Source organism: Streptomyces sp. ADI95-17 (assembly GCF_003846175.1).
In the GTDB taxonomy this organism is placed as follows: Bacteria; Actinomycetota; Actinomycetes; order Streptomycetales; family Streptomycetaceae; genus Streptomyces; species Streptomyces sanglieri.
This window is the reverse complement of sequence record NZ_ML123048.1, coordinates 1-23,322: the sequence shown is the minus strand read 5'-3', so window position 1 is coordinate 23,322 and position 23,322 is coordinate 1. Positions and strand designations below refer to the sequence as shown.

Annotated in this window: 19 protein-coding genes and 2 pseudogenes; 5 read left to right on the top strand and 16 right to left on the bottom strand. The window is 70.7% G+C overall.

Annotated elements, in window-relative coordinates; genetic code table 11:
- The coding region (locus EES42_RS23310) for a non-ribosomal peptide synthetase (protein ID WP_124720842.1) at window positions 1-2,183 on the top strand (2,183 nt) is incomplete at its 5' end.
- Between the two features lie 87 nt (window positions 2,184-2,270).
- Here the strand turns inward: EES42_RS23310 and EES42_RS23305 are convergent.
- The 7 genes from EES42_RS23305 to EES42_RS23275 form a co-directional block, all read right to left on the bottom strand.
- Entirely contained in the window at window positions 2,271-3,266 is a 996-nt protein-coding gene (locus EES42_RS23305) for a helix-turn-helix domain-containing protein (protein ID WP_241196546.1), read from the bottom strand.
- Window positions 3,267-4,443: 1,177 nt separating this feature from the next.
- The gene (locus EES42_RS23300) at window positions 4,444-5,361 is read right to left on the bottom strand and encodes an NAD-dependent epimerase/dehydratase family protein (protein WP_124720217.1); all 918 of its coding nucleotides are present in this window, start codon (window positions 5,359-5,361) and stop codon (window positions 4,444-4,446) included.
- A complete protein-coding gene (locus tag EES42_RS23295) occupies window positions 5,358-6,497 on the bottom strand; it encodes a cytochrome P450 (protein ID WP_124720216.1) in 1,140 nt (379 codons plus the stop codon). Before EES42_RS23295 ends, EES42_RS23300 begins: the two co-directional genes overlap by 4 nt.
- The gene (locus EES42_RS23290) at window positions 6,494-7,270 is read right to left on the bottom strand and encodes a glycosyltransferase family 2 protein (protein ID WP_124720215.1); all 777 of its coding nucleotides are present in this window, start codon (window positions 7,268-7,270) and stop codon (window positions 6,494-6,496) included. Before EES42_RS23290 ends, EES42_RS23295 begins: the two co-directional genes overlap by 4 nt.
- Window positions 7,267-8,745, bottom strand: a complete 1,479-nt coding sequence (locus EES42_RS23285) for a class I adenylate-forming enzyme family protein (protein ID WP_124720214.1) — start codon at window positions 8,743-8,745, stop codon at window positions 7,267-7,269. The genes EES42_RS23290 and EES42_RS23285 overlap by 4 nt, the downstream gene beginning before the upstream one ends.
- Window positions 8,745-9,485 carry a glycosyltransferase family 2 protein gene (locus tag EES42_RS23280; RefSeq protein WP_124720213.1) on the bottom strand — a complete coding sequence of 247 codons (741 nt, stop codon included), beginning with the start codon at window positions 9,483-9,485 and terminating at the stop codon, window positions 8,745-8,747. Before EES42_RS23280 ends, EES42_RS23285 begins: the two co-directional genes overlap by 1 nt.
- Window positions 9,482-10,510 carry a 3-oxoacyl-ACP synthase III family protein gene (locus EES42_RS23275; protein ID WP_124720212.1) on the bottom strand — a complete coding sequence of 343 codons (1,029 nt, stop codon included), beginning with the start codon at window positions 10,508-10,510 and terminating at the stop codon, window positions 9,482-9,484. Before EES42_RS23275 ends, EES42_RS23280 begins: the two co-directional genes overlap by 4 nt.
- Before the next feature lie 262 nt (window positions 10,511-10,772).
- Here EES42_RS23275 and EES42_RS23270 point away from each other — a divergent pair.
- A pseudogene (locus EES42_RS23270) lies at window positions 10,773-11,222 on the top strand (Imm49 family immunity protein); the annotation flags it as partial.
- A gap of 54 nt (window positions 11,223-11,276) precedes the next feature.
- Here the strand turns inward: EES42_RS23270 and EES42_RS23265 are convergent.
- The 5 genes from EES42_RS23265 to fxlM form a co-directional block, all read right to left on the bottom strand.
- Window positions 11,277-11,825 carry a hypothetical protein gene (locus tag EES42_RS23265; RefSeq protein ID WP_124720210.1) on the bottom strand — a complete coding sequence of 183 codons (549 nt, stop codon included), beginning with the start codon at window positions 11,823-11,825 and terminating at the stop codon, window positions 11,277-11,279.
- Window positions 11,826-11,900: 75 nt separating this feature from the next.
- On the bottom strand, window positions 11,901-13,001 hold the full coding sequence (locus EES42_RS23260; RefSeq protein WP_241196545.1) for an NUDIX domain-containing protein: 1,101 nt from the start codon (window positions 12,999-13,001) through the stop codon (window positions 11,901-11,903).
- A gap of 305 nt (window positions 13,002-13,306) precedes the next feature.
- Entirely contained in the window at window positions 13,307-13,696 is a 390-nt protein-coding gene (locus EES42_RS23255) for a hypothetical protein (RefSeq protein ID WP_124720209.1), read from the bottom strand.
- Between the two features lie 100 nt (window positions 13,697-13,796).
- Window positions 13,797-14,573 (bottom strand): PIG-L deacetylase family protein, encoded by a 777-nt coding sequence (locus tag EES42_RS23250; RefSeq protein WP_241196544.1) that lies wholly within the window; start codon window positions 14,571-14,573, stop codon window positions 13,797-13,799.
- Window positions 14,574-14,684: 111 nt separating this feature from the next.
- Entirely contained in the window at window positions 14,685-16,301 is a 1,617-nt protein-coding gene (gene fxlM, locus EES42_RS23245) for a methyltransferase, FxLD system (protein ID WP_323138569.1), read from the bottom strand.
- Window positions 16,302-16,504: 203 nt separating this feature from the next.
- On the opposite strand from fxlM, the gene EES42_RS23240 reads away from it, so the two are divergent.
- The 3 genes from EES42_RS23240 to EES42_RS23230 all read left to right on the top strand — a co-directional run bounded on the left by EES42_RS23240 (window position 16,505) and on the right by EES42_RS23230 (window position 18,299).
- Window positions 16,505-17,143: a barstar family protein gene (locus EES42_RS23240; protein WP_241196543.1), complete on the top strand. Its 639-nt coding sequence runs from the start codon at window positions 16,505-16,507 to the stop codon at window positions 17,141-17,143.
- 320 nt (window positions 17,144-17,463) lie between these two features.
- A complete protein-coding gene (locus EES42_RS23235) occupies window positions 17,464-17,892 on the top strand; it encodes a hypothetical protein (protein WP_124720208.1) in 429 nt (142 codons plus the stop codon).
- Between the two features lie 59 nt (window positions 17,893-17,951).
- Window positions 17,952-18,299: a hypothetical protein gene (locus EES42_RS23230; RefSeq protein ID WP_124720207.1), complete on the top strand. Its 348-nt coding sequence runs from the start codon at window positions 17,952-17,954 to the stop codon at window positions 18,297-18,299.
- Between the two features lie 12 nt (window positions 18,300-18,311).
- Here the strand turns inward: EES42_RS23230 and EES42_RS23225 are convergent, their stop codons facing one another.
- The 4 genes and pseudogenes from EES42_RS23225 to EES42_RS23210 all read right to left on the bottom strand — a co-directional run.
- Complete coding sequence (locus EES42_RS23225; protein ID WP_206433551.1) at window positions 18,312-18,731, bottom strand: hypothetical protein; 420 nt, start codon at window positions 18,729-18,731, stop codon at window positions 18,312-18,314.
- The gene (locus EES42_RS23220) at window positions 18,731-21,076 is read right to left on the bottom strand and encodes a hypothetical protein (RefSeq protein WP_124720206.1); all 2,346 of its coding nucleotides are present in this window, start codon (window positions 21,074-21,076) and stop codon (window positions 18,731-18,733) included. Before EES42_RS23220 ends, EES42_RS23225 begins: the two co-directional genes overlap by 1 nt.
- Window positions 21,073-22,944, bottom strand: coding sequence for a hypothetical protein (locus EES42_RS23215; RefSeq protein ID WP_124720205.1), 1,872 nt, complete (start codon window positions 22,942-22,944; stop codon window positions 21,073-21,075). Before EES42_RS23215 ends, EES42_RS23220 begins: the two co-directional genes overlap by 4 nt.
- Window positions 22,945-23,027: 83 nt before the next feature.
- Window positions 23,028-23,322, bottom strand: a pseudogene (locus tag EES42_RS23210) (recombinase XerD); the annotation flags it as partial.

Sequence of the window (23,322 nt, the reverse complement as noted above, 5' to 3'; positions counted from 1 at the left end):
GTCTGCCCTTCGAACGCCTCGTGGAGGAACTCGCCCCCGACCGCGACCCGTCCCGAAACCCCCTGTTCCAGACGATGTTCGTCCTCCAGAACACCCCGGACGAGCATGGCTGGAGCCTTCCGGGGCTGGACGTGGAGCCGTTCACGGTCACGCTGCCGGACGCCAAGTTCGACCTCACCCTGATGATGTCGGAGGACGCGGACGGCGGACTGCGCGGCGCCCTGGAGTACCGGACGGACCTCTTCGAACGGGACACGGTCGCCCGGCTGGCCGGCCACCTGGGCACACTGCTGGAGACGGTGGCCCGCGAGCCCGCGGCACGGCTGTCCCGGCTGTGCCTGCTCACCGCCGAGGAAGGGCGGCGGACGGTGGTCGAGTGGAACGACACCGCGGCCGCCTTCCCGGACACCGCCACGCTGCACGGCCTGTTCGAGGAGCGGGCGGCACAACAGCCGGACACGGTGGCCGTCGAGGGGCCGCAGGGCACGCTGACCTACGGCCAGCTGAACGCGCGCGCCAACCGGATCGCCCACCACCTGCGCATTCGGTACGGAGTGCGGCCGGACATGCCGGTCGCGGTGTGCCTGGAGCGTGGCCCCGATCTGGTGACGGCCGTGCTGGGCGTCCTGAAGGCGGGGGCGCCGTATGTACCGCTGGATCCGGACTGTCCGGCGGAGCGGCTGGCGTACATGGTGCGGGACACCGCGACCCCGGTCGTCCTCACCGACTCCGCGCACACCGGCCGGCTGCCCTCGGACGTACCGCTGCTGCTGCTCGACGAGGACACCGCGACGCTGGCCGGCGAGCCGGTCACCGATCCCCGCCCGACTGCCGCACCGCACCACCTTGCCTACCTGATCTACACCAGCGGTTCCACCGGCCGCCCCAAGGGCGTCCAGGTCGAGCACCGCAGCCTGGTCAATCTGGTGCACTGGGCGGCGCGGGAGTACGGGCTGGAACCCGGGCAGCGCCTCGCGCTGCTGGCCGGGGTCGGGTTCGACGCGGCGGCGTGGGAGCTGTGGCTCGGCCTGACCCGCGGCGCGACCTGCTGCGTCACCACCGAGACCGTCCGGCTCACCCCGCATCTGCTGCGGGACTGGCTGTGCGAGCAGCGCGTCCACGCCACATTCCTGTCCACGCCGATGCTGGAGGCCCTGGCGGCGCTGCCGTGGCCGGCGGACAGCACCCTCGACTACGTGCTGACCGGCGGTGACCGGCTGCGGATGGGACCGTCGGCGAAGCTGCCGTTCCGCGTGGTCAACAACTACGGACCCACCGAGACCACGGTCCTCGCCACCTCGACGGTGGTCGAACCCGGCGACGGGGTCCCGCCGATCGGCCGGCCCATCCCCAACAGCCTGGTGTTCGTGGTGGACCAGCACGGCAGGCCGGTGCCGGTCGGGGTGCCCGGCGAACTCCTCATCGGGGGCGTGCCGGTGGCCCGCGGCTATTGGGGCAGGCCGGAACTGACCGAGGAGAGGTTCACCGCGTACGAGGCCGAAGGGGTGAGCACCCGGGTCTACCGCACCGGTGACCTGGTGCGGTGGCGAGCGGACGGGCAGCTCGATTTCCTGCGGCGGATCGACAATCAGGTGAAGATCCGCGGCAACCGCATCGAGCTCGGCGAGGTCGAGTCCACATTGCTGACCCACCCCGGCATCGGCGAGGTCAGTGTGATCGTCCGCGAGGACACGCCCGGCGACAAGCGGCTCGTGGCGTATCTCGTGGCCACCGGCGCGGACGCGCCGAGCACCGCGGATCTCCACGCCCACCTGGGGCGGTTCCTGCCCGACTACATGATCCCGGCGGCGTTCGTCACGCTGGAGCGCCTTCCGCTGACCGCCAACGGCAAGGTGGACCGGGCGGCCCTGCCGGTGCCGGACCACCAGCGGCCGGATCTGGGGAGGGAGTACACGGCGCCGCGCAACGCCGTCGAGCGGACCGTCACCGCCGTGTGGCAGGAGCTGCTGGGCATCGAGCGCGTCGGCGTGCACGACAACTTCTTCCAACTGGGCGGGCATTCGCTGCTCGCCACGCAAGTGGCCTCCCGGCTGCGGAAGTCGCTGCGGGTCGATGTGCCGGTGCGAGCCGTGTTCGACTCGCCCACACCGGCGCAACTCGCCCAGGGCATCGCCGACCTGATGATGGCGGCGATCACAGCGCAGTTCGCGCCGGCCGGATGACCGCACCCGGTGACACACACCATGAAGGGGCCGGACCTCGTCGCCGAGGTGCGGCCCCTCCACGGCCCGTACGCCGGGCGGGACGGTTCAGGCCATGTCCTCGGCGCGGATGCCGCCGCTGGCGAGCGCGAGGGCGCCGAGCTGAAACCGGCTCTGGGCACCGAACCGGTCGGTCAGCTTCTCCGAGAGCCGGCGCACCGTGCGCAGCGAGACGTCCATGCGGCGGGCCGCCGCCGCGTCCGTGAGCCCTTGCGCCCACAGCCGGAGCACGTGCTGCTCCTGGAGGGAGAGGTTGCCGCGGGTACGGGGGCGTGCCTCCGCGAGCGGCAGGGCTTCCTTCCACAGCCGGGCGAACAGGGTCGCGAAGGCCTCCGTGACCGACTCGACGCCGCACGCCATCGCGCCGACCACGCTGCGGCCGCTAGTGACCGGCACGACGGCGTGCCTGCGGTCGGAGACGATCATCCACACCGGCAGCGACGGCAGGGTGCGGACGGCTCCGCCGCACTCCTCGTTCCGGCGCAGGCGCTCCGTCGCCTCGGGGTCGTTGCGGACGCTCTCCAGCACGATGGCGCGAGCGGGCGTACCGTGCCGCCGCAGGATTTCGTCCAGCGAGTGACCGGCCTCGAAGGCCGCCGCGTCCGGCCGCTCGGCCGGTCCGACGGTCAGCCATTCGGTGGCGCACTCACCGGCGAGAAAGGTGATGTGCCGCCACACGGCGTCCGCGCCGGCCAGCCACTTGACGTCCGGAACGCTCTCCCGGCCACCGTGCCCACGCTCCGACAGCAGCCGTGTCACCTCCAGTCGGCTGCCCTCCACCTGGAGCCGGTGGCGGGCCAGTTCCTCCTGCTGCCGGGTGAGCATCGCTGCCAGCCCGACCTCCGGATCGATCGGCCGCCAGCCGCTGGCGGAATCCCCCGGAACGACCAGCAGCAGGGCGGACAGCCGCTCCAGCCCGCCCCGGACCGTTTCCTCGGACTCCTTCAGTTGCGCGGCCAGTTCGGCCACCTCCGCGCCGGGCCGGTCGACCATCGAGATGTACACACTCCGTGCAACGGAGTCGATACCCAGAGAGGTCCGCATGTCGTGCGCTCCTGTATGTCTTGTCGTACGGCACCTGTTGACTGTGGGACACGAGTCGAGTTCGGACCGGCAGCGCTCTCTCGGGACGTCACCGAGGAGATCCGCCGGCCGGACACCAGTAGAGCGGGTGCCGCAGCGACGGCGGATGCGGGGTGATCCCCCAAGTTCCTTCGGGACGACGTCGCGTGGGGCGGGCGAGGGCACCCCCACGGATGGTTCCCGCGCTTCGACGGGCCGGACTCCCGCAGCCGGAGCGCACGCCGAGCAGGCACGGCGGACAGGGCCGCGCAGTGGCGGCCGGGGTCGCGTGCGTCCCCCATGGTGCGTCGTGCGTGCCCCCATATACCCACTGGGCCGACCACCCGCCCGTACGCCCCTCGGCCGGACGGCACCCGGTCGCCCTCTCAGCCGCGCGCACGCCGCCGATCCGGCCGCGACCGGTCGCCCTCCGACGCCGCGGCGCTCCGTGCGCCCCCTACCTCACCGGTCAGGGGGCCGAGGATATGGGGGACAGTCCCCCATGCGGAGTCCCGGCACATCTGTGATCCCGGTCTCGTGGCCGAATCGGCCGCACACGCGACTCCACCGACCGCGCCCCCGGGGCCTCAACACAGCGCGGCTCGAAGAGGAACCCGCGCCGGGCGGAGCGAGCGCTCGGCCCAGGTGCTGGACTTGACCCGGACCGCTTCGATGGAGCTCAGCGCGGCTTGCGGCCGGGCGCCGGTGGCGGCGGCGTTTCCGGACCGGTGGGAGTGCCGCCCGGTAGTCGGACATCGACGAGCAGTACCAGAAGGTCCAGTCCGTGTGCGCCGAGCGCCGTGCGACCAGATGCTCGGGAGAACACTCGGGAGAACAACAGTTTCCGAAAGCCGGGTGCCGGCAGAAACCGATGCGGAGCACCCTGACGCCGCGCGCAGGGCGTCCACCGCGATGTCGCTCCGGCCCCGTGCTCTTTGGACAGACCTGCGAGCGCCACAGTGAGCACACCGCGAACGGCCCGCCCGTCCCAGCCGTCCGCCAGCTGATGCCCAGGCTCGCGATCTGGTCGGCGCGTTCGACCGGCTGCTCACACTCCATCAGGATCCGTCATGCCGAGGGCCCCCATCAGAGGCGGACGCGGAAGGACGACCGCTCTCCGAGGAGGGTGTTCAGTCCGATGGTCAGGGCGAGCCCCCGCTCATCGTGGAACGGGATCGGCCGGTCGGAGGGCAGGATCGCCGAGCGTGTCCCGCGGCTCCCATCCCCGCTCAAGTGCCCGGGACACGTCCAGTACGACGGGCCGTGCCAGTTGATCGACGGCGTAGCGGGTGAGAAGGGGTTCCGAGCGCGGTCGAAGACGGGACACTGACTGGACCGCGTTCGCCGCGGCACGGGCGAGCGCAGGTGGAAGATGCACGATCCGAGCGCGTACGCCGTGGGCGTGCAGGACCGCGTGGATGGCCTCGTCGCGGTCGTACGGTGCAGGGTCGGCGATGTTGTAGGCGCCTGGTGGCCATGAGGTTGCCATGAGGCAGGCGTCGGTGAGGTTCTCGACGGCCGTCAGGCTGAGGCGGACACTCGGCCCCGGCAGCATGAGCAGTCCGCGGCGGACGCGGGCCAGCAGTCGGGGCACCAGGTGCGGGTCCTCTGCCCCGTAGACCGCCCGTGGCCGCAGGACCACGGCACCGGCGGCGAGCGCCAGCGCCTCACCAGCCGCCTTGGTCCGGCCGTAGGCGTTCAGGTGTCCGCCCACCGGGTGTTCCTCGGTGATCCGGGAACGTTGGCTGGGTGCGTAGACGCTGGCGCTGCTCACCCACACCACCGGCCGGCCGGCGGCGGCCTCCAGCAGCCGGGCCGTGCCGTCGACGTTGACGGCGTGCATGGCGGCCTCGGCCGGGGAGCCGGGCACCGGGTCGCCGACGGCGGCCGCGCAGTGCACGACGAGGTCCGCGCCGGACAGGTCCGGCACCTCGCACGCAGCGTCCCACGGCACATGCCGGCCCACCGGGCCGGGGCGTCGTCCGACGCACAGGACATCGTCGCCACGGGCGGCGGCCGTGACGGCGACGTACGAGCCGCAGAAGCCGCTCGCCCCGGTGACAGCGATCGTGGTCATCGGTTCTCCGGGGATCGATGGTTGCTGGTCGCCCGGACGGTGAGGGAGCGCCATCCGGGCAGGGCCGCGCCCCGGTTGACGCGGGCGCGCAGGACGGTGGGGCAGTGAGGGGCGAGCGCGGCGAGGGCGTCGTCCAGTTGCGCGCGGGCCAGGCGTGCGCCGGGACAGGCGTGGCTGCCGGCTCCGAAGACGAGCTGGGCCACCGTCGGCGGCGCGGGGTGCAGGGCGTCCGGCGGTTCGCAGTGGGCCCGTGCGGCGTGACGGGCCACCAGGATCAGACGGTCCCCGGCCCGGACCGGGCAGCCGCCGAGGTCTGCGGCCGCTGCTGCCACGCGGGGCAGCAGCGGGGACGGGGCGATCACCCGCAGCAGTTCGCCCACCAGGGCCGGGCGCAGGCGGTCGTCCGCCGCATGGTGCCAAAGCTGGGCGTCGGCGCACCAGGCGACGGCGCGGGGAAGGGCTGCGACGGTGGTGTTGACGGCGGCGACCGCGAGCATGGCCCGCAGAGCCGTGTCCGCTGCCGTGCCGGAGGCCGGTGCGAGCAGCGCCTCCAGCCGCGCTGTCGCCGCGGCGGCCGCCCGCGCGGTGCCAGGAGGCCGGGGGCCGGGCAGGTGGTCACGTACGGCGGCGGCCGCTGCCGAGGCGGCGGCCTCGGCGATGGTCTCCGGGTCGCCGGTCGTGCCCAGCAGCGCGCAGACGGTGGTCCCGGCCAGTTCACGGGCCAGCGGTACGAGGTCGACGTCGCGGCCCGCGCCGAGCGGGGCGAGCCGGCGGTCCAGGACGTCCAGCCACACCGGGCGCAGCCGTTCCACTCCCGCCGCGCCGAGATCGTCGGCGACGGCGCGCCGGGTGGTGCGGTGGCCGGTTCCTTCCTGGTCGAACAGCGTGCCGCCCGTGGACAGTTCCCGGGCGGCGCCGCCGGTGGTGCCGGCGGCGGTGCGGTCCAGCGGAATCCGGGTGAGTGCCTGCCGGTAGGGCTCGCTGCCATGTACCAGCACCGTGCCGCCGACGCGGGTGACAGCGCGGTGGCGGGTGGCGGCGAGGAGGCCGAACAGCACGGGGTGGGAGTGGGTGTACACGCGCCGGTCGCGCCGCCGGGCGGCGCGGAGGGCGGATCCGGTGGGAACCGTGGTCACCTGATGTGCACCTGCTTCGGATCGGTGGGCCGGTAGCGGCGGTCCCAGCACCACAGCAGGGTCCGGCGGGCACCCCAGGCCCGCAGGCGGCGCAGGCTGGTGTGCACCACCATCTGCTCGGACCGTGCGATCCGGCCGCTGTGCTCGCGCGCCCGGTTGAGGAGGACGACGTCCTCGGGCGGTCCCTCCAGCGGCGTGCGGGGCGTGCCCCCGCAACGCAGATACAGTGCGGCCGTGACGGCGAGGTTGTGACCGTGGCACAGCATGTACGGAGCGCGGAATCGCGGGTGCCGGTGCGCCGCGCGGTAGCGCCCGTACAGCGCGGTCACCCTGACGATCGCCGGGAGCAGATGACGCTCGGCGAACGAGGGATCCTCGTCGAGGCGCGGAAGGCTGCGACCACAGGCCATCTCCGTCCCGCGGGCGAACTCCCCGCGTGCCGCGGCGATCCAGTCGGCGGCGGGCAGGCAGTCGGCGTCCGTGCGCACAAGCAGTTCGGCGCCGTGCGCGACGGCGTACCGGAACCCCGTGTCGGCGGCGGCCCCGGTGCCCCGCTGCTCCTCGTGGACGAGGTGCACAGGGAACGGTGCCGTGGCGGCGAAGCGACGCACGATGCGGGCGGTCGCGTCGGTGGAGGCGTTGTCGACGACGACCAGGACGAAGCCGGTGTCGGCCTGGGAGGCAAGAGCGGCAAGGGTGGCCCCGATCCCGGCCTCCTCGTTGTAGGCGGGCACCACGGCCCACAACGGCCCCACACTGCCGGGCGCGGTCATCCCCGGCTCCGCTCTGCCAGGCGCCGGGCGGCGAGGCGGGCGACGGCCGCACGGTCGGGCTTCAGGGAACGACCGGACAGCGGGATGCCGGCGAGCAGCACAGCGTCCGGGCGGGCGGACCCCATGCGCTCCAGCGGCCCGGCCAGGGCGGCCCGCAGCGTATCGCGGTCCGCCCCGGGGCTCGGCTGCACGACGGCGACCAGACGCTCGTCGCCGTCACCGGCCGGTACGCCCACGAGGACCGCCAGTTCGATGCCTGGAACGTGCAACGACGGCTCGTACAGCCCCGGGTAGATGTTCTCCGCACGCCGCAGGACCATGTCCTTGTGGCGGCCCTCCAGCACGATCCGGCCGGCATCGAGGCGTGCCCGGTCGCCGGTGGCAACCCACATGTCCGGGTCCTCGCCCAGATAGCGGTCCCGTGCGGCCGGGCCTGACAGCAGCAGCTCACCGGACCCGCCGGTCTTGGCCACTACCCCGGGAAGGGGCTCGCCGACCAGATCCCCCTCGCCGGTGAAGGCGGCCTTGTCGGCCTGCTCGACCGCTGCGGCGGGGAACAGCTCGGTCAGCGCGTAGACGCCCCACGCCTCCTCGGCGCCCGCGTCCTTGACGCGGGTGAGAAGGTCGGCGCTCGCGGGAGCCGATCCGGTCCACACGCGCCCGGAGAACCGGCTGCCCTCCGCCAGCACCTGCCGGATCTGCGGCGGTGTCAGGTAGGTGGCCTGCGGGGCGAGCCGTCGCAGCTGCCGGGCCAGCACGCGCGGTGAGCGGGCGGGCAGTGCGACCGGCGCTCCGCTCGCCAGGGACGGTACGAGGACGAAGAAGGTGCCGCCGAGGACAGGCCGCCCGGCCTCGGGCCGTACCAGATCGGCCACCGTGGTCATGCCGGCGGCGAGCGAGGAGCGGGTGTGGACCACCGCGCGGGGCAGTGACGTGGTGCCCGAGGTGAACACGATGACTGCGTCGCCGTCCTCGTCCACCGGGGGCGGCAGAGGCACGGCCCGGACATCAGCGTCCAGGGCGGGGGCGCAACCGGGCAGCCGCGGCCCGACCGTGGCCACCGGGCCCAGCTCCGCGAGGTCCGGCAGGGCCAGGCGGGCACGGCGGGCGAGTGGCCGGGCCCACCCGGCGACCGCCTGGGCGGTGGCGTCGGCGAGGACGATGCCGGGACGGGCCAGCGCGAGCCGCGCGCGCAGCACGTCCGGCCCTGCGCCCGGATCGAGCACCGCGGCCCGGGCACCGAGCCGGTGCACGGCGAGCATCACGGCCAGGGCCCGGGGCCCGGGCCGGATGGCGACGCCGACGGTACTGCCGCGTACGGTGCCGCGGGCATGCAGGGCGGCGGTGTAGCGGTCGGCGAGGTGGGCCAGGTCCCCGAACGTGGCCTTGGTGCGTACGGCCCCGGTGCGGGTGGTGCCGAGGACCGCGGGCCGGTCGGGGCGGCGCCGCAGCGTGTGGGTGAGGGTTTCGAGCATCAGCGCGGGTCCTCTCCGTGACGGCCCGGCCCTTTGTCGAGGTACCAGCGGGCGGTGCCGACGAGGCCGTAGGCGCGCAGTCGGCGGGTGGAGTTCTCCACGACCATGTCGCGGGCGTGGACGATGGCGGTGGTGTGGCGGCGTACCCGGTTCAGGAAGAGGCGGTCGGTGGGGGAAGGGCGGCGCGGCATCCCGCCGACAGCTTCGTACAGGGTGGCGGTGACGGCCATGTTGTTGCCGGCATGCATCCGGTAGGGGGCGGGGTAGCCGTGGCGGCGGTGGTGGGCGGGGCGTATCCGGCCGAAGAACGCGGCGATGCGGACCAGCGCGCGGAAGACAGCCCGCCCGAGCGGCCCGTGCTCGTCGCGGCGTGCGTCGATGCGTCCGCACACCAGACCCGCACCGTGTCGCAGGGCGTCGCGGGCACCGGCCGTCCAGCCGGGGTGCGGCAGGCAGTCGGCGTCGGTGCGGGCCAGCAGCGTCGCACCGTGCTCGATCGCGTACCGGAAGCCGGTGTCGACGGCGCAGCCCACGCCCTTCTCCGATTCGTGGAGGACGTGGACGGGGAAGGGGGCCCGGGAGGCGAAGTCCTGGGCGGCCTCGGCGGTGTTGTCGCTGGAGGCGTTGTCCACGACGACGAGGGTGAAGTCGCGATCGTGCTGGTCCGCGAGCGCGTCCAGCGTGGCGTTGATCCGGGTGGCCTCCTGGTGCGCGGGCACCACCACCCACAGCGCGCTCATGCCTTCTCCCAGACCATCGTCATGATGCTCACGCCGCCGCCCAGGCCGACGAACAGGACCCGGTCGCCCGGGCACAGGCGCTCGTGGACGAGATCGAGTTGCACGCCGAGCGTGGCACTGGCCATGTTGCCGAGCTCGGGGACCGTGACGACGAGCCGGTCCCGGGGGACGCCGGTGAGCTCCACGAACCGCTCCAGGTACGGAACGGTGACCTGGTGCACCAGGATGTGCCGGAAGTCCTCCCACGCCAGTCCGGTACGCTGCCGCATCCGGTCGAGCACCGACGTGCCGACCTTCTCGAAAACCTCGCGCAACTCGCTGCCATCACCGTGGAAGTACGTGTACTCGTCCCCACGCGGGTGGCGCGAACCGCCGCCGAAGATACCCCCGACCGGCCAGTGCTCGGAGTACGTCTCAGTGTCCACGTCGAGGATGCCGCCTCGCTCCACCGCCTCCAGGACGACCGCGGCTCCCGCGTCGCCGAAGGTGTAGCCGGCGAACCCGTCCCGGAGCTGGCCGGGGCCGGTCGGCTCGTGCCGCACCGCGCGGCTCGGGGTCTCCCCGGTGACCACCAGTGCCCGCCGGGCGCGGCCGGCGAGGATCATGGCCCGCGCCGTGTCGATGCCGTTGACGAAGCTGTTGCACGCGTTGGCCACGTCCAGCGCGTGCGCCCGGGAGCCCAGTTCGGCCTGCACGATGTGGGCAGTCGCAGGTTCGACTACGTCCCGGGTTGCGGAGGCGAAGACCAGCAGGTCCACGTCGTACGGGGCGAGCCCGGCCCTGTCCAGCGCGGTCCAGGCGGCCCGCACCGCAAGGGTCGAGGCGTACTCGTCGTCTGAGGCCGCCCGGCGCGCGGTGATGCCGGTGACTCGTTCGATTGCCCGCGCGGGCAGCGGCACCCCGGAGGCTGCGACGAGTCGCTGCTGCAAGGCCTCCGACGTCACTTCGAGGTCCGGCAGGCAGGAAGCCACCGCTGTGATGCCCGCCCGGCGTACTGAGCCGCGATCAGCATGATCTATGTGCATGGGCTGGACGCTACGAGCGGATCCGGACGGCGCGCCTGAGCGCTCGTACTCAACTCATCCGGGGGAAAGGCGAAAGGCTGCTGTCAACCACAGCGCCCATCGCGCACAGCCGGACCGGATCTGCCCAGCCCGATTCCCGGCAGGGCGCTACCCGGAGACCTCGTAGGTGTACGTCGTACCGCTCCGCGTGCGGAGCGGCTTGTCCTTCGGCCCCCTTCTTCATGTCAGGCATCAGGCCGTCGCGGTGTTCGTGGTGCTTGAGCCCGCGATCCGCGAGGGCGTTCCGTACTCGACGCTGACCTCGACCTCGCAACCGGCGGACCTCGCCGCCATGGATGCGCTGTGCGAGTACCTGACCGAGGCCAGCGGACACCTGCCGCGCGACTGGCCCGCGGTGCCTCTGCGTAAGCCGGACCCCGTCGAACGGGCCGAGGTGGCCCGCCGACTGGACGCAGCTGGCCACCTGACACCGGACCAGCAGCTCCTGCGCGTGCTCCTCGACGACGACCAGCCCACCTTCGAGCGAGCACTCGTCACCCGGCTCGTCGAGCATCGGGACAGCGTGGGGGCCGATCCCTCTCCCCGGACGCTGCTGCCGGTCGGCGTGGCTGCCGTGGCAGCCCTGGCGGTTCAGTTGCACGAGTGGGAGCTGGGAGTCCTTTCGGGCTACCTTCCCAGCGCTCTGCTCGGCAGCCCGGTGGCTCTGCAGTAACCGGGTCTGCCACCTCCCCCAGACCGGCGGTTCCGTCACGGTCAGGCCCGCCCGTCATGTTGTCCGGGCCAGACCGGGGCGAGCCGGACGGGGCAGGGGCGCCCTGCCACATGGGCCTGCATGCTTGCCACGATGCCGGCGATGCGGCGTGGTCCCCACGAGGCGACGTCGGCGTTGACGGGGGCTGCTGTGGTGACGAAGTCGAGGATGAAGACGTCGCGACAACAGCAGGTAGGGCTCCAGGAGCCGGGCCCAGTTGGTGGGCAGGGGGCGTACCTGGGTGTAGCCGGCCGGGAAGGCGCGGGCGAACTCCTCGTACGCGCCGAATTCCCCTTTCCCGGACCGGCCGGTCGAACTCCTTTCCAGCCACCGCATCTCGCTGCGCTGCTGGTGGGCGGGGTTGCCGACACGGACGGACAGGCGGGCTACGTAGGAAGTGCGGCCTGGCGCGGTGACGCGCCGGGCGGCGTTGTGTTCGTACTGCTGGACCTCCATCCGTGCGGCGCCACCGCCGAGTCCGTAGTACTCGCTCAGCGCGGTCCGGGTCAGCTGTTCGAGCAGGTCGAGCCGTGCGGCGTGGGGGAGACAGAGAAACGACGTCACGGCGGGCACAACCTCTTTCGGTGGGCGGGGTGGTCGGGGTGGGCGGGTGCCAACCGTGGCCCCGGGCCAGTCCGGTCAGCTGACGGTATTGAGCGTTCTCGCGTGGCCGAACTGATGCTGCACCGGACGAACGTGGTGCTGTTCACCATCCGATTCCCTCGCCGGGGATTTCCGTGATGGGGACGGCGCTGCGAGCGGGATGCCCCATCGTTCGTGGGCGAGGCGGGCGGCTCGGGCCGCCTGTTGGTAACCCTGGTCGCCCCAGCCGAGCAGAGCGGCGGCCTGCTCGGGGGTGGCCAGAAGCCGGGCGAACCGGCGGCCGCTGGCAGGGTCGATCGTGGACGGGCCGACTCCCGTGACCGGCGCGGCCAGTCGCAGCCGAGCGCACTCGCCGATGCCGCCGTAGACATCACCGGTCGAGTCATAGACCCACCCCAGCCGTTCAACCCTTCCCGGAGCCAGGGTCAGCTGCGCCTCTTCGACGGCCTCGCGCACCAGCGCGGCTTCCGGGGATGCGTCTGTGGCCTCGACCGTGCCGCCAGGCAGCATGGCCAGCGGATCAGCAGGGTCGATCACCAGGACAACCCGGCCGTCGGGCGCGAAGAGCCAGCCCCAGGCCTGAGGGACTGGGAGCCGGTCGGGAACCCGGTCTGGGTGCCACGGCCAGTCGCGCCCGTTCCGGGGCCGTGTATGTACCTCGTGCAGGTCCAGCGGTGGCACCGCCCCCACGTGCCTGCCGCCGTCGAGATGGGCAGTGGTGCCGGACAGGCGGGCGCGCAGCGCGGCCAGCATGAGCTGTGCGTCCACGGGGATCATCCGCTCGGCTGCTGCCCGGGAGTCGAGGAACTTGTATCCGTGCAGTTCGTCTGCGGGCAGGCGGAGGGCTTCGATGTCCTGCTCGGTGAGGGTTCCGCCGTCGAGCACGTAGCGCACCTCGCCGGGAAACGGCAGGTTCGCAGCGACGTCCGGATGCCCGGGGGCGACCCAGTTCACGGCCAGCACCTCCCCGGGAGTTCTCAGCAGCCCGAGTTCTTCGTGTACTTCGCGACGGAAGACCTGCCCGGGGCCTTCTCCCGGCTCGGCACCGCCACCAGGCAGCAGCCATTGCCTGCGGTAGGTCGGTTTCACCAGCAGGACGCGCCCCAGTTCGTCAGTCATGAGCGCGGCTGTGCCCAACCAGACAGCGTGCCGTGACCGGGCGTACTCCTCCTGGGACGTCTTCGGCTGCTCAGGTTCCGCGGCTGCGTCACCGTGCGTGGGGCTATTCACTTGTGCTCCCGTCTGTTGGGTTGGTGGGGCGAGGCATTGGTGTGATTGAGCGTGTGACTGGAATGACGGGCGGGGGTTAGACGATGGGTGGCCGACCGGCAGAGGTCAGCCGCCGTACCGTGTGCCGGCTCATGGGGCGGGGAGCCTGCGCGTGCCAGGGGGAGGGGGCGGCGCGAACACCGCCGGGCGCTCCCGCAGAGCTGTGTGTCCTGTCATGACGGGCCGCTCGGGAGGGTGGTTGGGCCCACGTCGAGGAACCGCTGGCCCGCGAGTCGCCCGGCGCGGGTTGCGTGGATGGCGGGGCCCGAGGTGGTAGCTCGGATCGGGGTGCCGCCGGCCGGGTCGAGGACGACGGCGTGCACGGTCACGCTTTTGGCCGCTGGGCCGTGGACGGCGTGGACGGACGCGGCGGTCAAACAGTTGCCGTGCAGGGCGGCCAGGGCAGCGCGTTCGGCGTCCAGCATGATGTGGGTTGGACCGTGGGTGACAGGGACCGGCAGACGCCCCGCGCCGAGGTCGTCGACACGGTGCTCGATGACGACGGTTCCCGCACCCGATTCGGGCAGCCACTGGGCCGGATCGTGGATCTGCGAGGCATCCATCAAGGGGCTCCTTCTGTGCGGACAACGGGGGCAACACGCTGACGCGGGCGACCCCTGGAAGGGGCGGCGAGGCTGGTGCACCGCCGCCGACGTGGCGCGGTCAGGTCGCAAGCCGCGTCATGCCGGGGGATTGGACGAGGCTGATGAGGGTGTAGTACTCGGTGTCGATGACACGGTGACGGATCTCCTCCGGGAGCCGAGACAAGATTCCTGGCAGCGGCCGCTCCCGCTCTACCTGGCTGCGATGAGCCAGGATCGCGGCCCACTTGCAGGCCATCCACGGCCGTACGTCCACAGTCGCGCTGACGAGCCCGTCGGGCACACTCAGTACCGATTTACTGGCGCGGCGCAGCAGTTCGCCGAGGTTCCCGGTGCCCGAGTCGGGGTGGGTCGCGAGGTAGAGGGCGGCCGGCTGCCACAGCGGGCCGGTGTCCGGGTACAACTGGCCATGCCCGGCGGCGTTCACCGCGAGCAGGGTCACCTGGTGGGTGTAGCGGTGGTCGGGGTGAACGGACGGCTGGCCCACGGCGTCATGCGTCACGACGATATCGGGACGAAGAGACCGGATCTGGCGTACCAGGGCGGCGGTCACCTCTTCCAACGGTGCGTCGACGAGCCGGGGTCGGCCGGGAGCCGCATGCGGGTGGCGGGCGTCGCCGTATCCGAGCATGCGTGGTACGCCCGCGCCGAGCACGCGTAGCGCATCGGCGAGTTCGGTGGCCCGCGGGCTCCCGGGCGCCCACGTCATGGTGACCACAGCGGTGCGCGCATGTCCGGCGGCGAGCTGGGCGAGCACGCCGCCGGCGAGGAGGCTCTCGTCGTCGGGGTGTCCGAACACACCGAGCAGGGACGGCACAACACGGGGTGAGGATGTCACGGGCGGGCTCTCTCTCGTCAGGGGCGGTTCAGCTGGCAGGCGGGCGGCCCACCGATCGCGGCCTCGTCGCCGTCGGGTGGCCCGGACTTCGCGGCGATGAACTCGTGGGAGTCAGGCATGCTCACCGCCCGCCGCGAGCCGGTCCGGCGTCCCGTCCGGAACGCGGCCGGGCCACTGGAAGACGAGCCTCGCGAAGGGCTTGTCGAGCACATCACCAACCGGCAACTGCTCGTCGGGCGTTCCGGCCGGGTGGACGGTCATCGGTGGGTAGCCGCTCTCGCGCACCTTCTGGTCCCAGGTGCGCACGCAGTCGGCAAAGCGCTTTGCCAGCTCGTCGGCGGCCGGGCCGTGGGCGTGGATGAAGAACTCGGTCAGCCGGTCGGCCGGATCCGGGGCGTCCTCGACCACGCGATGAGTCAGGTAGGCGAGGGAGCCGTCCCCCAACATCGCGGCCGCGTCCTGCTGCGCCACTGGCGTCGCCCCCTCGGGGGCGGTCAGGCGGCAGAACCCCGGCAGTGTGGTCGCGGCGTAGACCTGCAGGGTCTCGAAATTGAAGGTACCCCGGACCACGAGGCCGGTGGTGAGCTCGTGACGGGGCCCGCGCAGCGCCTCATCGAGCCCGGCGGTGTCGCCGGGCGGCCCGTCCTCCCACCGCACGGTGACCTCGCCGCCGGCCAGAGGGACGGCGGGAGCGGTGCGGGCGGCGGCACCACGGTCCCGCACGAATCCGCAGTACGTCCAGTGCTCTGCGTGCAGTACGTCTCCACGCCGGACCAAAGTGAGCGTGCGGGTGTAGCCGCCCATCTCCAGCGGCACGACCAGTCGCGCTCCCTCGGCGAACTGTTCCCGCCACGACGGCGCGATGTCCGCCGTGCTGTGGGTGATCACCACCCCGTCGAACCCCCGGGCGGGGACGTGGCCGGGTGCGCCGAGACCACCGTCACCGAGGAGGGCGGTGACCCGGCCGCTTCCGGCTTCCGCGCACAGCCGCTGCGTGCGGTGCACCACATGCGGGTCGATGTTGTCCACGGTCACCACGCGGCCGCGTCTCCCGACAACGTGCGCGAGGAGCTCCGCGTTGTACCCGCCGGATCCGACCTCAAGCACGGTCGTTCCCGGCTCCAGCCGGAGTTCCTCGATCATGTGGGCCTGCAGCCAAGCCGCCGAGACGGAACTGAGTGCGGTCCGGGACGAATCCCGGACCGTCACCACGGCGAGGTCGTCGTGGTAGGCCGTCTCCAGTGGAGCTTCGGGAACGAACCGGTGCCGGGGCACCTCGCGCAGCGCGGCCTGGACTCGCGGGGAGGGCGCCCAGTTGTTGCCGGTCACGATGTCTGCCATCCGGCCGCGCAGCCGGACGGCCTCGGCCGGCTCGCCGGGAACCGGCGGGACGGTGGCGGCGCACACGTAGGAGTGGACGGGTGGAAGTCCCGGCAGGATTCCGGGCCACACTGCGTTCAGGGCCTGGGCGCTGGGCGCAAAGATCTTCCCCAAGGTCGTCAGAGTGGGCAGGTCGTGCCACTCCCATCGCACGAAGCGGTGCGGTTCGGGCAGACCGAGGTCACCGCCCCAGCCGGTAAGGCGGACCACGGCGGTGATACGGCGCACGTCCAGCCGGTCGTCGTGAAGGACCGTGACGACATGTGCGTCCTCCATGCGCGCCGTCAGTCTGGTCTCTTCCGTCAGCTCCCGCACGGCAGCCGCCGGTGCAGCTTCGCCTGTTTCGATCCGGCCTCCGTTAGGAACAGTTCACCTGTCTCAGAGCCGCTGTCGTCTCAGTGGATCCGCCTCGGGGATCTGCAGGGAATCCGCCGATAGGCGGTCGATGGTGTCTCACGTTGAGCGAAAGATTTTTCCCTGCTGTGACCTGGCGATCCATCGGCTCCGCCCGGTCCTGGGCTCGGTAGGATCAGCAGCTCATGGGGGGTGCGGTGGGATCAGCAAGTGCCGGGGCAGGGTTCAAGTACTCCCTGGCCAGTGACGACGGTGGTAGCGACTTCTGGGGCTTCGCCCGCGAGGCCAGGGGCTTGTTCTGTGTGTCAGAGGACGGCTTTCGGCAGGTCGATCTGCTGGGGTGCGCACCTCGCGGCGGGCTGCTGGCCGCCCTTGACCATGTCGGCGGCCACCGCGCCCGGGCGGGGAACGCCGACCTGGCCCTACTGGATGCCGAAGGCGTCGAGATGGGGTCCTACTTCGTCAACGACGTCACCGCGATCGCCGCCAAGCCCTCGACCCTTGGTGCCGGCCTTGTCGATGTCACCGTGCAGCTCTGGTGCGACCAGACGCTTCCCGGCTCCGATTGGATGTGGGAGCTGATCCGAACCGGGCAGCTGAACCGGAAGGGCCTGTGGCACTCCCTGGACCAGCAAGGTCGGCGTGCGTGGTTGTCCGTGGCCCTGTGGTCCAGCGAATACCGGCGCCGCGGCAAGAGCTCGGACATCGCGCCGGGCCGCGTTTTCGTGCTGGACGGCCAGCAGGTCCACGACGTGGACAGCTTCTACTGTGCGATCGGCGAGGCGGTCAACGGGCCCGGCGGGGTACTTCGGGTGGAACCTCGACGCTTTGAATGACTGTCTCAGAGGCGGCTGGGGTGCCGCGCCTCCGTTCACCCTGGAATGGCAGTATGCCGAAGTTGCCAGGTCACGGCTGGTGGAACACCGGGCTGTGCAGGGTGACCCGGCCACCTTGTTCGAGCTGATCCTGCACATCATCGGAGAGCATGACGTCGAGGTCGTCCTGGTGTGATTCGGGCGCCGACACATCGTGCCGTCGGTGGCGCGGGTGTGCCCCAGTCCCATGCTCAGCGCTGTAGCGGCCCGAATCCGGTCGCGCTCACACCATCAACCGCGAGAGGATCCTGCGAGCAGAAGCAGAACAACAGGGAGCCCGAGTGCGCGGTCAGACAGCGAAGATCGCAACACGCTGCGGCGATTGCGGCGCCATGGCAGTCCGGCAGGTGAACCAGTTCATCCTCGACGATGCCCTGTGGTCGGATTCCGAGTTCTCCTGCGCAGCCTGTAGCACCTATATATGCGAGGACTCAGGCCCGGGGACGGCGCCCGACGATGTGCGAGAGGCCCTGCTCGCCGCGAACGGACCCGCCAGGCTGCGACTCGCCGGTCCGCTACCAAGCCTCGTTCCGGCCCTGAAGGTCTTCAGGGAAGTCTCGGCGGTTTCCTTGTCGCGGGCCCAGGAACTGGTCGGCGAACTGAGCGGCGACGGCCTGGAAGGGACGTTGCCGGAGATGGAATTCCTGATGGCCCGACTGCGCACTCGCGGGGTCCCCGTCGACATTGATCAGCGGGAGGGGTTCCGTTGATGTCGCCGGCCGTTCGGAATTCCTGGATGCCACCGGAGCCGGTGAGCGACTATTCCGCCATGGAGCGAATCATCGACCTCGACCAGGCAGCCGCGAAGATCACTGAACGCCGACACGGCTGGGAAACAGTCGGCCTGACCGTGGGATCCGTGACTTGGCGCGACGAGACTGCCTCCTGGCCCCAACCCCTCCAAACCGACAGGTCGCTGGTCATCGAGCCGGACTCGATTGGAGTACGCATCACGAACACCGTAGGAATCGAAGCGCACATCACCCTGTATCGGGGAGGCTGGGCCGACCTCGACACCCTGACAGGCGACAACGTCGTGTGCGACGCCCCGCAGGTCGCATCCGCAGACGCATTCGGCACCCTGCTTGACGTTCACGTCGCCCGCTTCTTGAGCTGACTCGTTCGCGGGTCATGTCTCCACAGAGTTGCCGCCGCGCAGGAGACCGAGTCGGTTCTGCTCCGGTTTGCGCGCTGCCTTCTTCTTCAGCTCGATGGTTTCGCGATAGAGGTTCGCGGTCACCGTAGCGAGGGCGTCGAGTTTGCCCTGCAGCTCACCAGCCCTCTCGTTGGCCTTGCGGAGCTTGCTCTTCAGCTCGGCGATCGTTTCATCGCGGCGGGTCTCTCCCGGCGTGCGCAGGACGGGGTGGGCAACTTGGATGTCCCATTCCGCCAGGATGTCCTGGGCCCGGTGGACGGTGGCGTGGCTGACCCGGGCCTCGCGGGCCAGATTCTCCTTCGTCAACGCGCCGTCGCTGTGCAGGGGTTCTCCGGCCAGAAGTCGGACCATGGCCTCCCGCAGCTTGTCGGCGGTCGCGGCGGACACCGGCATCAGGCGTTCTCCTTGAGTCGATCGATCTGTTGGGTGGCGGAGCGGACCTCCGCGAGCCTGGCCAACGCCTGATCGCGCAGGGGCTTGGAGAGCTTCTTCTTCAGGAACTCCACCAGGTCGGCCTCCTCCATCCGCCAGATCCGTTCGTGCGACAGCGTCAGGACGGAGTTGCGGCACCGCGAGGGCTGGCACGCTCCCAGCAGCGGTGCTTGGCCGCGCTGGGCCGGCGGGAGCTGGTTTTGGCACTCTGCGGTGGGTGCGTTCCACATGCAGTGGTTGACCGTGCCCAGGTGGAAGTCCGCGAACTCATCTCGCAGCAGAGTGATCTCCAGCCGCTCGTCAGCGATCTCGGCTCGCAGTGTCGGAGTCTGGGCGATGGCGGCGTTGACCTTGTCCAGTCCGGCATGGAAGCGCGCGGCACCGGGGCCCACCGCGATGGTCCCTCCGCTACGGCGAGCCTTGAGGAGCCCTACGAGCTTGCGGGCGGCCGCAGTCTGCAGGTCGGTGTCGAACTCCTTCGCCCACTTGGCATCGATCTGGCCGTATGCCCCGGACAAGCGGTTCGCGAGAGCGCGTCGCGCCGCGTGTTTGAGCTGAATGCCCACGGCGATCTCACCGTCCGGCTGCTGACTGGCGATGATTGACATGGTTCTGCGGAACATGTGCGGGCGGACACGCCCGCTCGGTATCTCCTTCAGGCCGGTGAGGTGCCGGTTGGCGTTCACCTGCGCGATGAAGAGGTCGATGTCGGCTACCGCCTTGATACCGACGCGTCCCGCGCCCAATGCTGTGAAGAGGTGGGTGTCGTGCCAGGACAGGCGTTCGGCCACCGCCAGGGTCTGCGCGACCGGCTCGATGATCCACCAGTTCTCTTTCGGCGTCGAGGAGTCTCCCTTCACCTTGCGGGAGCCGATCGCCGGGGCACCGTAGTGCTGAGTGAGTGCGCCGCGCTGGATCTCCTGAATCTCCGAGTCGCGCATGGCGCTCAACGCGGCGACGAAGATGTAGCAGGCTGCCCTGAGCATGTGAAGCTCCAGGATCAGCTTCCGTTCGTAGCTCACCACCTGGTGAGTACCCATCGCCAGGACGTGCAGTACGGCCTCGCGCCGAAGCTGGCTGGCCTGGCTTGTGGTGTTGAAGAGGCTCATCTGCCCGGGCGTTTCCAGCACGAGCTCTTCCAACCTGGACCACACCGGCTCACCCGCACGGTCCACAACCGATCCGTTCGCATGTACGGGGATGACGTTGGTCGGATCGGCCAGCCACCTGTGGAGCGTGTCGTCCAGGGACTGCCGCGAGCGCTTGAGCGACACCTGCGCAGGGAACTGCGAAACCCTCCGCCTGACCTCCGGGGGATCCAGAGTTTCGACCCTGCCGGTTTCCTCGATCATCCGCAGGACCTCCGACCGGCGCATCACACCCTGTTTGGCGCGGCCGATCTCGAAGATCTTCTTGCTGGCGCCTCCCGTGATGCTCCGGCTGAGCAGAGCCCATATCGGGGCCCCCTTCGATTGACTCCGGGAGCCGTACGAGTTGAGGGGGACCAGGTTCGCGGGATCAGCGAGCCACTGCTGCAACTGCGAGTCGGTGCTGCCCGCTCCCAGACCACGCGGCGACGGATCCTGCATCGTCAACCGGTCCCTCTCACGGTCTCGCCGATCCAGGATGTCTGCGGAGAATCGGTCGATGTAGGCCCAGGCCGCCCGCAGCAGCGGCCACCAGACCTCCGGCGGAATCGACGGCGTGGACAGGTTGTCGCTGGCCGCGAGCTTGGCCACCTCGCTGTCCGTCTTTCCCGGCCAGGGGTCCTCCAGCACTCCGGTGCCAGTCAGAATTCCGGAGTACCGCACCAAGCGCCGTACTGCGCCGACCGCACTGCGTACCGACTCAGGCCCGGTGCTCGAGGCACGGTGGTCGATATATCCCTGCCAGTCTTCGGTCGCCCACATCTGCAGGTCATCCGGCATGCCTTCCTTGACCGCCCAGGCGCCCAGGGTAGCCAGGCAGATGCACTCCTTGCGGGCTGTGGCCGGACTCCAGATCTTCCGGCCAGGGAAGATTCCCGCGTCCCTCAGTGCTCGGTGGTGAGGGTTGAGCATGCAGAACGCGACCTCTCGCGCTCGCAGGTTCCAGACGGGGTCGAGCGGAAAGGAGCACTTCCACTCATGCGGCTTTCGGTTCGCCGGGCGCCTGAGGCAGTCGCAGGGCCACTCGTCGACACGCCCGAACACCGGCCCCGCGACTCCAGGGAGCTGCCCGGACATGGCCGTGTAGACCGGCTCGTCGTCGGCGAAGGTGCGCGATGCCAGCCGGCCAGGAGCGGCAGCGGAAGTGGGGGCGGTCATCGGTCGTACTCCGTTCGCATGCCCAAAGGCAGGTTGAGGCGGATGTCCTGTTCCTTGATCGCCTGACGGGCCGCGGGCAGGTGTTCGGCACACTCCTCGAACACCTCGGCCAAGGCCTTGGCCTGGCGCCCCCAGACGGCTTCCCAGACCATGGGCGGCTGGGTCAGGCGCATCTGCTCGATGTGGTCGGACAACAGCAGTTGCTGCGGCAGTTGGGTGACGAACACGACGGCGTTGCCGCAGATCATGCACATCGCCGGCGCGACATGGCAGAGCTTGCCTGGACTGCTGTGCGGGGAGTCCAGGGGGTTCTTGCAGTTGCTCACGCCCATGTCCAGCTCACCGGCGCTCAGCGCCGCTCCCAGCTCCGGGCCCACGCCCAGCGCTTGGGCGACCTCGGGCTCGCCCAAGCGGGGCTGCGCTTGGGGAGTGACCAGGACCGGCTTGGCCGCAAGCCGGTCGAAGACGAGCTGCTGGGCGCGGTTCATCGCCGCCCCGGCCAGGACATGGGCGGTGGTGCCGTGGGCGTAGTGCCCCTGGAACACCTGAATGCTGTGGTCGTCTCCTGCCATGTCGGACAAGGTGCCGCCCAGGGCGACAACCCGCGTGGTCTTCGCGGTCTTGCGCAGACGACGTGCTTCATGCGGCTCGGAGATGTCCAGGACGGACGCACCGGACGCATCGATGTGTGACGCGATCCAGTGCGTGAAACGCCGCCCCGGATCAACGAACCGGGCAAAGCGGGCGTCCATGGTGCTGCGATTCTCGGCGGATTCCACCGCGGTGAACAGCCAGGGCTCGCCGCCGAATACCTCGCGTGTCAGCGCGGTGGCCTTCACCAGACGCCGCAGCAGCCCGGCGACGTCCCACTTGCCGCGGCCCTCGTAGGCGAGTTCTCCCAGGCTCTCGCCCTCCTCCAATGGCCGGTCGATCACGTGGTAGTCGGCGCGGATCCGCTCAGCCCGATTCTTGACCTGGACAACGCGCACCCCCTGGGCGCTGAACTCGAGGTCTGGGACTTGGAGCGCGGCCAGTTCATCGGTGGTGCAGTCGAGCATTGCGAGCAGCAGCAGCACCCGGAACGGGTGCAGGTCCAACTCCTGCGGGAACAGCAACCCGTTCGCGGCCCGCATGAGGCCGTAGCGACCGGCGAGGGCGCCCTTGCTGGACGGGCGTACGTCCAGCAGTTCCTCGGGCCAGTCCTTGGCGTGAGCCGGTAGGCCGGCTTGGAGATCGGCGCTGGTCAGCACGCGGTGGCGAGCGGCCCAGACCAGGTTCGGCAGTTCCCTCCAGCCGTGCTCGCGCGGATCCCGGCCGGCCGCCAGGAGCTCTCTGCCCCGGGTCAGCCGCTTCTCCAGAGCCCGGAGATCCTCCTGGGCCGCGCCCTTCAGGGCCAGGCGTTCAGCGTTGGAGAACTCGTCGAACGGTTGGCTGGTGGCCTTGCGGGCGCTGGCGGGAGCTGCCGCGCGTTTGCGGAGCTTGTCAGGCACCTTCGCATCCCGCTCAGCACGGTGGTGGATCAGCACCAGCAGGGCCCTGGCAAACTGCCATGGCCGTCCCGCGTCCTGCGGAAACTTCGCCAGGAGATCGTTCTCCCAGGCGTAGATGACCTCGGTGAGGTCGATGCGGTCATCGTCCAGGCGGGCATCGGCCGGGTCCAGGCCCGACGCGATCAGATACGGGCCTGCGAACTTCGCGAACGCGCGAACCGCCCCCGAGTAGCCGTCGCTGTTCTTCAACGCCGCCTTGTGGTGGTAGTCGAGCCAGGTGTCGGCCAGCTGTGCAGCCAGCACCGGACAGTCGTAGTCGCCCGGATCGATCCGGCTGGCGGTCAGCCGGCCCCGATTCACCCGTGTCAGCTCCCGCACTCCGATGCGGTCAACAGCGCGTGCAGTCGCGGGGCGCGGCGGAACGGCAGCTGATTGGGGGCGGCGCTCTCCGCGGCGCGGCATCAGGCGACCCAGCCGGAGGCGTGGCGAGCGGCCAGGTCCGCGTAGGTGCGGTCCTGCTCGTTCCAGTCCCTGATAGCCCTCGCGACCAGCAGATTCGTCTTCCTCTTGTACGTCAGGTAGCGCATGGTTGACTCCGGTCGGCGGTGTCCGAGGAGCCGCATAATGGTCAGGAACGGATTGCGGGACACATGGTCGGCCGCGTAGGCCGGTGTACGGCCGGTGAGGCGGAACTGCTCGGCGTCCTGGGCAATCAGCAGTTCGGTCAGCTGCTCGAGCATGAAGATCGCGAATGAA